The following is a 12,149-nucleotide window of genomic DNA, read 5'->3' as shown; positions in this document are numbered from 1 at the left end:
TCTTCCAGATAAGTCGAGCCCGTAAGACGAACCGGCAGCCTTCCTTATTTGCTTTCTTATTTGCTTTGAACTTCTTCAATGCGCACAACCCGCGTATGCTGGGTGTGGCTCCATATTTTATTGTTCTGCGTGAAGAACGCATAGAACGTGATTGGCCACCAGGATACGAGGAAGAAAGGAAGCGTCAGAAGATGGGCATACATCTTCCAGCTTCTCACCTTCTCCAGCATCATCGCAGCAGGGAATTGCAATACCGTAGCCGCAATGGCAACGACCAGCAGCCACCATGGCAAGTAGCTGTACATGGAATGAATCACATCCGGAGCAGGCAGCGCCATGTCGATCCATAGCGCAGCGGTCAGGACGAAGCCCATCAGTGTGACATAGACGGAAATCGTATAGATCGCGGCGTCGAACTTGACGAGATTACGCTCCTTTACACTTGCCCATAATAGCGGGAAGAAGTAATGGCGCGCCACGTTGAAGTGTCCTTGCATCCAACGCAGCCGCTGCCTAGCAGAAGCCTGGAACGATACCGGCTTCTCGTCGTACACTTTCGCATCGTAGTTCAGCGTTGGATAGACGCCTCGCTTCACACAGCGCATCGAGAACTCCAGATCCTCTACCAGACTTGTCGCTCCCCAGCCCATCTCTCTCAGCAGGTTGGATTCGAAGCACATGCCCGTGCCGCCAAGAAAGTTGCTCATTCCCAGATTCGTTCTGGATAACTGCCACAGTCGATTGCAGTACCAGTAAGTAATGGCGTAAGCCGCTGTCACCCAGGAATCGCCAGGATTCTTCGTATCCAGATAGCCTTGAATTACTTTATGTCCTTCGCACAGATCGTCGTTCATCAGATGCAGGAAATCACGATTAACCAGGTTGTCGGCATCGAACATAACTACTGCATCATACTGGCGCGGCATTGTCCACAATTCCTTCAGCATCCATTCGATCGCATAGCCTTTGCCCTTCTGAAGATAGTTATTGCGGACACAGGCGTGAACGCCCATGCTTCTGGCGATATCCGCCGTGCCATCGGAGCAATTGTCGCAGATGACGAAGATATCATAGAGCTCTGCCGGATAATCCAGTTGTTTTAAATTTTCGATCAGCGCTCCGACCACTTTTTCTTCATTGTGGGCGGCTACAAGCACAGCGAACGACTTTCTCGGAGCGTGCCGCTTCCGGCTCTTGTTCTTCATGAATCCGAACATAGAGAGCGAGAACTGGTACACCGCAATTGAAGCCAGCAAAATTTGAAGCACAATAAACGCAACACTAATAAACATACTGTACTGCCCCCTTTTTCAAAAAACACCATTCTTCTCTTCCCGCATCTGCCTCTGCTTTGGAGGCGGCGAGTTTTTTTCGCAGACTTTTTTCTTTTTTGTCTCGTCTGCTATGCGTACTGATTTTCCTCCCAAACGGTCTCCTTTGTCAAAACGATAAAAATGCAATCTGGAACCGCTTCGGAACAGAAAAACGCTTGCATGCCTATATAAAAAGCTTTTCTCCTCCATTTTCTTCGCCTCATTGTTATTCTCTACTATTTTCTCAGTTTTTAGCACTATATACCTCATTTTTTTGCCAATCATTAATAATCATTCATCTTTACAAAAACGATTGACCGAATCCATCGAAAAAAGGCGATTTTTTTTGCGTAAGGCAAGAAATTGGCTCTTAAAACGACTGGTTGGTAAAAAAAATGAAAGGAATCACAATCAAGTTAACGCTGCGAGAATATTTACATGTTACAATGATGATGACATACAACAACAGGGGAAATGTAGCAATCGTATAAGGAAGGATGACCTCATGTGGAGAGAATGCTGGGCTGGTTGAAAAGCAATGAGCAGAGGATGCTTATCTGGGCGAACAAACGGCACGGGGGAGAACGCTTGCTGTACCGCTTCATAGACAGATGGTTAAGCACTATTACGCATATGGGCGGCGCCACATTCACATTACTCTCTGCGCTTCTGTGCGGGCTGCTAGCAGCAGGTCCTTGGAGCGCAGGCGGCTGGAAGAGTCTCGCGGCTGTCGTCATCAGCCATATACCGGTAGCCATTGTGAAGCGCAAATTCAAGCGACTGCGCCCTTACCAGGCCATGACCGGTGTGAATACGACGCTTAAGCCGCTTCAAGACTCCTCTTTCCCTTCGGGCCATACAACAGCTATATTCGCCTGGTTGACGCCGATATTGCTCGCGAGCGGCATATGGATAACGGTTATCGCGCCCGCAGCAATTATCGTTGGAGTATCTGTAGGATGGTCGCGAATGTATCTCGGCCTACACTATCCGTCTGACGTCGCTGCAGGCGCGATGCTGGGAACGGCAACCGCGTTCGCCGTTCATTACGGCTGGTCGTCGCTCGCAATTCTATAAGCATCATCGCTGCGCCGCGATTCATCTCTTGCTTCGCGATGGCGGCGCAGCGCTTCTTCGCCTACAACCGCTTCTACACGATATATATTCTGCCCCTTCTCCATGAACTTCGACTCATATTCCGTGAAGACCAAGTCCTCGCGAGGTCCGTCCCTGTGCAGATCAAGCGAGATGTTCCTCATGACAAGCTCCATATCGGCAAAGCTGTTCAATGAGAATTCGAACAAGGAGAGCGAGTCCGTCTTGAAATGGATCTCCCCATTCTCATTCAAGATTTCTCTATACTTGTCCACGAAGCGCGGGTGCGTCAATCTTCTTCGGGCATGTCTACTCTTAGGCCATGGATCGCTGAAGTTCAGATGAATGCGCTCAATCTCCGCATGCTCGAACATCGCATCGATGTGTTCTATGTTCGCCCGCAGCAGCGCCAGATTCCCGGGGTTGCTCACGCCGTTGTCCGCCCAGGCGTTTCTCGCCTTCTCGCTGGCTCGTCGAAGCAGCTCGTCGTACATGTCCACCCCAATAAAATTAATATGCGGGTTGCGTACGCTCATCTGAGTAATGAAGCGTCCTTTGCCCATGCCAAGCTCCACATAAATCGGGTTGTCATTGCCGAAAAATGTCTTCCACTTCCCCTTGTGCAGGGTCGCATCCAGCACGACAAGCTCCGGCTGGCTCTCCAGACTTTCCCGTATCCCTTTTCTACCTCTCAAACGCATAGCCCATTAGCTCCTTCGACTTTCTTTGTTAGTTGCTCAATGGTTTATTATAACGAATCCGTCCTGGAGTTGCATCCATTCCGGTACACAAAAAAAAGCCGCTGCCTTTAAAAGGCATTACGGCTTGTTCCTTCATTCATCCCTGTATGCTAGCCTAACATTTCGTACGAGATTGGCCCGTCGTTGGATCCATCGCGCTCCCAAGTATGCTCCAATGCATGATTCAGCTTCTTGCGGGCGGATATCTCTACCTCATGATTCGCATGGAATTTAATACCCGATAGCGCCATCAATTCCTTAACCGTAAGCTCCACTGTAACTTTCTCATCACCATGCGGAATTTTTGTCAAATTCATCATGCATCACCTCATCGATTTTCATATTAGCTTACCCATCAAATCGACTATTCATGTGTGCGGTTACATTTTAGCTCTGTCAGGTTTTTTTATTGATTTATCGCACTTTCAATGTAACACACCATGTCAGATTATGCAAGCCTATTCCTCGAAATATATACTAGCCAGCGACCGCCTCCCCTTCTTCCAAGCATAGCAATTCCACTTTAAATCCGATACAATGAGTGATGAATGTTTTGAAAGAAGGGAAATGGATGGTTCTGCAATTAACGCCGCCATCGCAGCCACTGCTGTGGGGGGACAAGAGGTTTCACACTTGGAACTTTGAGATGCGTCAGCAATTCGGAGGCAAAGTATTCAAGGTTATGCTGGATGCAGGGTTCACATGCCCGAATCGGGACGGCTCCATCGCGATAGGCGGCTGCACGTTCTGCAGCGCCAGAGGCTCCGGCGACTTCGCAGGCAGAAGACGGGACGATCTGATCACACAATTCAATACGATTAGAGACCGCCAACACAAGAAGTGGCCCGAAGCGAGTTATATTGGCTACTTCCAAGCCTATACGAATACGTATGCGCCGGTGGACACGCTGCGAGAGTATTTTGAAGTCATCCTGGAGCAGCCAGGCGTCGTCGGCTTGTCGATCGCCACACGTCCGGATTGCTTGCCGGAGGAAGTGCTGGATTACTTGGCTGAGCTCAATGAGCGCACTTACCTTTGGATTGAGATGGGACTTCAGACTGTTCACGAATCTACTTCTGTAATCATCAACCGGGCTCACGACACCGCTTGCTATCTGGATGCGGTACGTCGGCTTCGCGAGCGGAACATCCGCATATGCACCCATATTATTTATGGCTTGCCGGGGGAGACTCATGAGATGATGCTGGATACGGCCCGCGAGGTTGCCCGCATGGATGTGCAGGGCATCAAGATCCATCTTCTTCATCTTATGCGCAAGACGCCGATGGTCAAGCAATATGAGGCGGGGTTGCTTCGTTTTTTGGAGCAAGCGGAATATACGAAGCTTGTCGTGGACACGCTGGAGCTGCTCCCTCCCGAGCTGGTGGTGCACAGAGTAACGGGAGACGCTCCCCGCGAGCTGCTGATTGGACCGATGTGGAGCCAGCGAAAATGGGACGTGCTCAACGGCATCGACGCTGAGCTGCGGAGCCGGGATACATGGCAAGGGAAACTGTGGCGGACGGAGGCGAACGGCTGAAATGGGATTTCTGTCTATACTAAGTCTGGCCCACAAGTGGATCTCCGAACGTGTCCATCCGGGAGACATCGTCATCGACGCTACGGCCGGCGGAGGCGTGGACACACTGGAGCTGGCGAAGCTGGTCGGACCGCGCGGCTGCGTCTATGCGTTCGACATTCAGCAGGAAGCGCTGGATCGAACTGCTAGCCGTCTGAATCCGCTTCGCGCAGAAGGAAGAGCGCCTAGACTGGAGCTGCTGCTGAAGGACCATGCCGCTATGTCCGAGGTCGTAGACGAGGCTCATCGCGGAAGTGTCGCCGCAGTCATGTTTAATCTGGGCTACCTGCCCGGCAGCGACGAGTCCATTATTACGGAGCCCGGCTCCACCCTCTCGGCGCTTCGAGGCGCGCTATCGCTGCTGCGTCCCGGCGGTCTTGTCACTTGCGCGCTCTATCCCGGACATCCCGGCGGAGATGTCGAGGCGTCAATCGTGGAGGAGTGGGCGTCGAAGCTGCCGCAGCGGGAAGCGCAAGTCGTACTATACCGTCAATTGCAGCGCCCGCACGCCCCTTATTTGATAGCAATTGAACGTTCGCGTTCCTAACGCAAGAGCCTTATCGACAGATGCAGCAGCAGCAGCACTTTACCCAATATTGTAACATTTCTTTTTATTACAGAGAGGAGAACAACAACTATGGCAGTCAAAAAAATTGAGCATTTGGGCATTATGGTGAAGGACATCGAGAAATCAATTGCATTCTACACCAAAGTGCTAGAAATGGAGCACAAGCATACGATGCTTCATACGAACGGCGTCATCAAGCTCGCCTTCTTGACCTTCCCGGGTCATGATGAGACGGAGCTTGAATTAATTGAGGGGTACAACGACAGTCTCCCAGCAGAAGGAAAAGTGCATCATGCCGCATTCGCAGTAGAGAATCTGGATGCCGAGCTGGAACGTGTAAAAGGGCTGGGCGTGGAACTGAAGGACGAGGATATTACAATTCTGCCGGACGGCTCCCGCTACTTCTTCATCTATGGTCCGGACGGCGAACTCCTGGAGTTGTTCCAGAAGAGCAGTGCTGACAGCATCATGCCGTATCCGCTGCAATTCAAGCCGGAGATGAAGGAGCGAGTATGGGGCGGTCGTGCATTGGAGAGCTTCGAACTGGAGCTTCCAGAAGGCGCAATCGGCGAAGGCTGGATGATCGGCGATCATCCGAACGGAACGACGAAGGTGACGAACGGTCCACTTGCAGGGATTGGCCTTGACCAGATTCGCAATCAGTTCGGCAAGGCGTGGTTCGGCAAGAATGGATTCTCGGAGACGAACGGTCGATTCCCGCTGCTGATCAAGCTGTTGGATTGCAACGACGATCTGTCCGTACAGGTGCATCCTACAGACGATTACGAAGGTCTGCCGAAGGGCGAGCTGGGCAAAACCGAGATGTGGTACATCCTCTCCGCCAAGCCGGGAGCGAAAATCATTTATGGCTTGAAGGAAGGCGTTGACCGCGCAAGCATGGAAGCGGCGATCAAGGAAGGACGAGTGATGGAGACGCTGCAAGAAATTCCGGTAGAAGCGGGCGATGCGTTCTACATTCCAGCTGGAACCGTTCACGCTTTATGCTCCGGTGTAGTGGTCGCCGAGATTCAGCAAAATTCCGACACGACTTACCGGTTGTACGATTATGATCGTCCAGGACTAGACGGCAAGCTACGTGAGCTTCACATCGAAGATTCGCTGAACGTCATCGCATACGAGGGAGCAGGCGCGACGCGGATGAAGACGGACGACATCGATGCAGGCGAGTGGCTTACGATTGCCTCCTCCCCTTACTTCCTGGTGGAGAAAGGGATCGTCGACGGGACTTCGACACTAGCCACTACCGAGGACAGCTTCGTCATTCTCGTCATCGCCGACGGAGAAGGAATGTTGCAGTGGGACGGCGGCGAGCAGGCGGTGAAAGCGGGCGAGTGCTTCCTGCTCCCTGCTACGTTGGGGGGCTGCAGTCTGACGGGCAGCTTAACCGTACTGCGCAGTGTTGTGCCCCAGTAATGCGCAGCTACGCTCTGCGGTTATACGCATTACAGTACAGCAGCAATCTCCACTCTTCAGCTTCGTTTATACTGAATCCAAATACATGAAAGGGCGTCGTAACCGGACCAAGCCGGCTACGACGCCCTTCCATCATTTCATTATACGTTCGCTCCCAGAGCGGAGCCATCCAAGGTTAGCATATACGGCCGAGGCTTCGGCTTGCTGCTGTCGCCCTCCGGCATATAGAGCATAATGAGCAGCGTATGCCGGTCTCTGCGAATATCCCCGCTATGCAGGAACAGAGCGAGGTCGAACGGCAACTTCTCGATGACGGCATGCTTGTGCAGCTCTCGTTCCTGCAAGCCCAATTCGGCGAAGCCGCCTGTCACCAGCTCCGGACTCTCCAGTATACGGCGCATCCAGCCCGACCATTCCGCCTTGTCCATCGTGAAATCCCACCACATTTTGCGAGGCTTGAAGTGATGATTCAGGAAGTAATCGTATTTCATCAGCCCCTGCACGACATCGTGCTCGATATCCAGATGGGAAGAATCTGGCGCATTCAAATACTGCCACAGTCTGGAGAACAGATCCTCCAGCTGATGACCGATCTTCTCCCATCCCCGACTCTCCCAGTAATCCCCGTACATCTGGAAGAAGTCGAACGGAGATGGAAATACCCGATCGACCAGGTATAGCAGTGCATGATCCATCCGATGCGCATTCCAATACTTCTCCAGCACATCCTCCACCCGCTTGATCCGCACGATATCTCCGAATGGCATCAGATCGTTGCCGAGCATCTCGTACGGCGCCCGATCCATGTATACGTAGCCCCACTTCTCCGCATCCAACCGCAGTCCCGTACCTCGAAGCATCTTGAGGAAGCCGAGCTGCAGTTCCTCCGGCCGAAGCGCGAATACGTCATTGAAGGTGCCGCGGAATGTATCGTAATTCTCCAGCGGAAGACCAGCGATCAAGTCCAGATGCTGATCGATCTTGCCGGAATCCCTTACCTTCGTCACGGTACGCACTAGCTTGGACCAATTCTGACGCCGCTGGACGGCCAGATTCGTCGGGTCGTTCGTCGACTGCACCCCGATCTCGAATCGGAAGATGCCCGGCGGCGCATGCTCCGCCAAGTAATCCAGCACCTCCGGCCGCATAATATCCGCCGTAATCTCGAATTGGAAGACGCATCCACCATGATTCTCGATGAGGAAGCGGAACATCTCCAGCGCATAATCGCGCTTAATATTGAACGTGCGGTCCACGAACTTGATCAGCTTGGCGCCATTGTCGATCAAGTACAGAATGTCAGCCTTCGTCCTCTCTATATCGAAGTAACGAACGCCGACCTCAATGCTGGACAAGCAGAACTGACAGCTGAAGGGACAGCCTCTGCTCGTCTCGAAGTAGACGACGCGGCTGCCCAGATGCAGCAGATCCTCCCGGAAGCGGTGCGGCGACGGCAGCTCCGCCAGATTCAGCTTTGGTCGCGGCGGATTGACAATAATCTGAGGGCCGTCCTCCGTCTCCTTCCGGTAGGCGATGCCGAATACCATATGGAATTTGTTCGTTCCTTCTAGCTCCGTGAGCAGATGGTGGAACGTCTCTTCTCCTTCGCCGACGACGATGAAGTCGACTTCCGGCAGCCGCTCCATCCAATACTCCGTATCATAGCTCACTTCGGGTCCTCCGAGCACGATACGCAGCTCCGGCATAATTTTGCGCAGCATATTGATCACGGTGATCGTCTCTTCTATATTCCAGATGTAGCAGGAGAACCCCACGACATCAGGATTCCGTGAGTACAGGTCCGACACGATGTTCATCGCGGGGTCCTTAATCGTATATTCCGCAATATCCATATCGAATTGCTCGCCGCTGTATGCTTTCAGGCAACGCAGTGCGAGCGAAGTATGAATAAATTTGGCGTTTAGCGTTGACAGTACTACTTTCATCCTATATATATCCTCTCTAATTGGGGCTGCCTTCTATTGTAGCGGACTTCGGATAAGAAAAGAAGAGCCCCGCCGCCATTACACCTGGCTGCAAGAGCTCTCTTCAATTAGAACCTTGTCTCCATATACATCTGATCCATCAGTTGCATATCGATAATATCGTATTGCACACGCCACTTGCCATCGCCGTTCGGCTTCACTTCATCCGAAGCAAGTCCGCGCGGCTTGAACGGATAATCGCGCTGGAACTGTATGCGAACTTGAATCTTGTCATCTGGCAGCATGCGATGCAATTCATGTCCTAGCTGGATCGCCCACATTCTCCATTCATCAGCAGTCGAGACGCCATAATACATGTAAAATCTGGGGTCCATCTGCGCGGTAATGACAAGCCAGCCCTCATGATCCTTCTCCGCCTTCCACTTCGTAAGCTCCGTCTCTCCTCCCGATGTCATCACCGTACCGAATTCCGCTTCCAGCAGATCCTCAATCTCCTTCATGGATGCACCTGCGAGCGAATCCGGAAGACTCGGAGGCAAGAAGGCCGCATTCTCGAGCTCTTCTTCTGTCATACTGTCCAGCAGATCCGCAGCATAATAGGCGGAGATGGCAAAATTCAGATCCGCCGATGTCTCCATGACAGCAAAGCTGTTGATGCCGATGAGTTGACCGTAGGCATTAAACAACGCTCCGCCAGAGCTTCCGCTGTCAATCGGTGCGTTCATCTGAATGTAACGGACCCCGTATTCATAGGTCATGTTGCTAATGATACCTTCCGATACCGTATTCTGCACGCCAAGCGGGCTGCCGATCGCTACGACGGGATCACCTTTGCTGGCGTAATAATCATCGCTGATCTCAACAATTGTCACGTCCAACGGCTCTTCCGTCTGAATGATGGCCAGATCAGAGTATTGCGACCAGGTGACGACGCCTTTCACTTGAACGTCATCGTAATAAATGGTATGTACATTAGCGGACGTGGCATCCTCAATGACATGATAGTTGGTCAGCACCAGATCTTCCCCGATGACAATTCCGCTTCCCAGCCCGTTGTTCGTTGTAATCATAACGACGCTCTCATCATATCGGTCGACGATATCCGAAGGAGTCAGCATCTCCAGTTGAGGTAGCTCCTCCTGTTCCTCCAGCCACTCTTCGTATTCTTCGTCACTGACATAATCCCATGTCTTGACTTCCACCGCATGCTGCTCCGCATTCCATTCCACGGTTGCTTCCAGTGTCTCTGCCAGGAACCGAATCGGCACGTAGACAACATCGTGTCGCAAGTCCGCTTCTGCGCCCATGCTTACTGTTTTGCCGTTCACTAGCGCATCCTTGCTGCCGATCTCCAGTGAGATAGTCGTGTAATCAGATCTGATGATGATAATACCCGTCTTGGCTTCGGCAATGACTGTTGCTTCAAGCGCTTCCGCCAGCTCCTGCAATGGAGCCATCGTTGCGCCGTTCACTTTGTATATTGGCGTAGTCAACGGCATGATTTCACCGTTAAAAATGAGTCCAATTTCCTTTTCCTGCTGAACAGCGGAAGTTGAAGCCGCATAGACAGCGGATGCCCCGTTCCCGACGGGAGCCAGTATAAGACCGGCAGCAAGCGTAGGGAGTACGAGCGCTTTATACCATTTTTTGTTCACGTATGTTCCTCCTAATTTCCCCTAGTAGATATATTCTATACATTATATCGGCAATATCTATCAAATATGTAACTTCTCTACGAATCTGTCGCCTATTGCTTGCTGATAACCGTAAAATGATTGAAACGTCTAATCGCATAACCTTCCGGGACCTGCTGCATGGCATCCGAATTGTATAAAATATAGGCAGCAGCTTCGTTCGGACGAAGCTCGGGTACTTGCTCGAACGCATATCTTCCGAATGATTCCACTTGCCGGAATGGCGCATCCTCATGCTTATATTTCACCGTTGCTTGAAATTCGTGCGGATCGAACTGCTCATAGAACAAGACAAATATGTAGGGCATGTTCACCTTATCGGTGACATAAATCTTTCCTTCCGTCGCTTGACTGGCATAACGAATGGAGTCTCCAAGAGATTCATAGAACATTGGGCTGATTCTATCAGGATACTCCTTGAAGTAGTTCACACTGAACGCCGCGAAAAACAAGCAAAATGCCGCAATCGCACCATAAGCCGCCCCCTTCACGTTCTTCCACGTCCAGAAAAGACCGCTCGCAGCAAGCAATACAGTGGGATAGAAGATTATATTAATTCTATTCATATTCGTATCCGTCACCAGTGTCATCATCAAAGCAGTTATAAACATCAGCATAATGAGTGCTGCCGACACATTCCTGTCCTTCAAAGCCAGCTTGCCCATATATCCTATACCGATCACAATAAAGGGCAGCGATATGGGATACAAGTAACCAAATGCCGGAATGGCGTTCCAGAGCAAGCCGTCATGTCCCGTCACATAAATATCCAGAAACTGCTGCAAGTTCGCTCCCGCCCTGTGAAAGGCATCGCTGCCAAACAGTGACGATACCTGTTCCACCCTCGGCACCGTTAGGCGCGGGATCGTCATCAGACCGAGATCGATAGCAGCGCGCCCGGCCCTGTTAATCCATAGAAATAGTAGAATAGGCAGCGTCAGAATCAAGATTGCTCCGCATTGCGTCAGAAGCACTCGAAGCTTCACCACGCGAGTTGCACCAAGATAAAGCGCGCTCCCCAACAAAAATACCGGCACAAAGAAATAGGAGGTGCCATAAGCGTACATTGACAGGGATATGAGAATGCTGAAGCCTGCCCACCAGCCTATTCCGCCCCGCTTCAAAGCCTGCAGCAAACACACGATGGCGAGCAGCACAAGCGTTGGAAACAAATTGGACTCCAGCGCCCACCTGGACATCATAATATGCCAAGGACAGATTACGATCAGAAAAGCGCCTAACACGGCACCGTTGCCTTCGCCGAAGATCTCCTTCGCCAGCCAGTACACCGCGCACATACCCAGCAATCCAAAGATCAGGCTGACAATACGAATCGACACTTCATCCAGTCCGAACAGATATATAAAGGGCATGGAAAAGTAGGCATACAGCGCATTCTGTCCGCTCCCCCAAGCAACAAGATGCATGGGGAGAAAACTACCGTTCCGGTCAATGCCGTAATGAAGCAACGCGTAGGCATCGTAACCAATTGAAGCTTCATCCTGGTTCAGCCCCGGGGGAACACTCCCCCAAGCGAATACTCTCACCAGCACGCCCATTGCAAACAATACGGCCAGTAGCGGATTGGCTCGCAGCCATTGCCAGCAGCCAGTCAACTGCCTCAAGCCTCTTCTCCCCCTCTCCTGAACAAGCAGAAGCAGCTTGACGCAACAATCTGCCGTACAATGAGACTTGTCTACCAGTCTTAGCAAAACGCCATCTTCCATCTTACCCCAATGTTCCTATATATTCCATAGAAACTTAAATAATTATCTGAGGC

General features: G+C 51.5%; 11 protein-coding genes and 1 pseudogene. 5 read left to right on the top strand and 7 right to left on the bottom strand.

The genetic code is table 11. The features are described from left to right. Positions 1 to 56: 56 nt before the first annotated feature. Together ACFQ2I_RS18115 and ACFQ2I_RS18110 are read right to left on the bottom strand one after the other, a co-directional pair. On the bottom strand, positions 57 to 1,292 hold the full coding sequence (locus ACFQ2I_RS18115) for a glycosyltransferase family 2 protein (RefSeq protein ID WP_377566654.1): 1,236 nt from the start codon (positions 1,290 to 1,292) through the stop codon (positions 57 to 59). Between the two features lie 18 nt (positions 1,293 to 1,310). After that, the gene (locus tag ACFQ2I_RS18110; RefSeq protein WP_377566652.1) at positions 1,311 to 1,523 is read right to left on the bottom strand and encodes a hypothetical protein; all 213 of its coding nucleotides are present in this window, start codon (positions 1,521 to 1,523) and stop codon (positions 1,311 to 1,313) included. A gap of 306 nt (positions 1,524 to 1,829) precedes the next feature. On the opposite strand from ACFQ2I_RS18110, the gene ACFQ2I_RS18105 reads away from it, so the two are divergent. Continuing rightward, positions 1,830 to 2,390: a phosphatase PAP2 family protein gene (locus ACFQ2I_RS18105; protein WP_377566736.1), complete on the top strand. Its 561-nt coding sequence runs from the start codon at positions 1,830 to 1,832 to the stop codon at positions 2,388 to 2,390. Here ACFQ2I_RS18105 and trmB read toward each other — a convergent pair. Both trmB and ACFQ2I_RS18095 read right to left on the bottom strand, forming a co-directional pair. After that, a complete protein-coding gene (trmB, locus tag ACFQ2I_RS18100) occupies positions 2,360 to 3,109 on the bottom strand; it encodes a tRNA (guanosine(46)-N7)-methyltransferase TrmB (protein WP_377566650.1) in 750 nt (249 codons plus the stop codon). The genes ACFQ2I_RS18105 and trmB overlap by 31 nt on opposite strands. A gap of 149 nt (positions 3,110 to 3,258) precedes the next feature. After that, positions 3,259 to 3,468 carry a hypothetical protein gene (locus ACFQ2I_RS18095; RefSeq protein WP_377566648.1) on the bottom strand — a complete coding sequence of 70 codons (210 nt, stop codon included), beginning with the start codon at positions 3,466 to 3,468 and terminating at the stop codon, positions 3,259 to 3,261. Positions 3,469 to 3,719: 251 nt separating this feature from the next. Between ACFQ2I_RS18095 and ACFQ2I_RS18090 the strand changes: the two genes are divergently transcribed. The 4 genes and pseudogenes from ACFQ2I_RS18090 (at position 3,720) to ACFQ2I_RS18075 (ending at position 6,729) form a co-directional block, all read left to right on the top strand. Continuing rightward, positions 3,720 to 4,688 carry a TIGR01212 family radical SAM protein gene (locus tag ACFQ2I_RS18090; RefSeq protein ID WP_377566646.1) on the top strand — a complete coding sequence of 323 codons (969 nt, stop codon included), beginning with the start codon at positions 3,720 to 3,722 and terminating at the stop codon, positions 4,686 to 4,688. 1 nt (position 4,689) lies between these two features. After that, positions 4,690 to 5,274 carry a class I SAM-dependent methyltransferase gene (locus tag ACFQ2I_RS18085; RefSeq protein ID WP_377566644.1) on the top strand — a complete coding sequence of 195 codons (585 nt, stop codon included), beginning with the start codon at positions 4,690 to 4,692 and terminating at the stop codon, positions 5,272 to 5,274. 90 nt (positions 5,275 to 5,364) lie between these two features. Continuing rightward, a pseudogene (locus tag ACFQ2I_RS18080) lies at positions 5,365 to 5,724 on the top strand (VOC family protein); the annotation flags it as partial. Positions 5,725 to 5,763: 39 nt separating this feature from the next. After that, a complete protein-coding gene (locus ACFQ2I_RS18075) occupies positions 5,764 to 6,729 on the top strand; it encodes a type I phosphomannose isomerase catalytic subunit (RefSeq protein WP_377566734.1) in 966 nt (321 codons plus the stop codon). Positions 6,730 to 6,869: 140 nt separating this feature from the next. On the opposite strand, the gene ACFQ2I_RS18070 is transcribed toward ACFQ2I_RS18075, so the two are convergent. The 3 genes from ACFQ2I_RS18070 to ACFQ2I_RS18060 all read right to left on the bottom strand — a co-directional run bounded on the left by ACFQ2I_RS18070 (position 6,870) and on the right by ACFQ2I_RS18060 (position 12,096). Further along, positions 6,870 to 8,675 (bottom strand): B12-binding domain-containing radical SAM protein, encoded by a 1,806-nt coding sequence (locus tag ACFQ2I_RS18070; RefSeq protein ID WP_377566642.1) that lies wholly within the window; start codon positions 8,673 to 8,675, stop codon positions 6,870 to 6,872. Between the two features lie 107 nt (positions 8,676 to 8,782). Then, positions 8,783 to 10,330, bottom strand: a complete 1,548-nt coding sequence (locus tag ACFQ2I_RS18065) for a trypsin-like peptidase domain-containing protein (RefSeq protein ID WP_377566640.1) — start codon at positions 10,328 to 10,330, stop codon at positions 8,783 to 8,785. Between the two features lie 92 nt (positions 10,331 to 10,422). Further along, the gene (locus ACFQ2I_RS18060; RefSeq protein WP_377566638.1) at positions 10,423 to 12,096 is read right to left on the bottom strand and encodes an ArnT family glycosyltransferase; all 1,674 of its coding nucleotides are present in this window, start codon (positions 12,094 to 12,096) and stop codon (positions 10,423 to 10,425) included. Positions 12,097 to 12,149 lie beyond the last annotated feature (53 nt).

This window comes from Paenibacillus chungangensis (assembly GCF_042675905.1).
GTDB classification, from domain to species: Bacteria; Bacillota; Bacilli; order Paenibacillales; family Paenibacillaceae; genus Pristimantibacillus; species Pristimantibacillus chungangensis.
The sequence above is the reverse complement of the archived record's forward strand: the minus strand, read 5'-3'. Positions and strand labels throughout refer to the sequence as shown.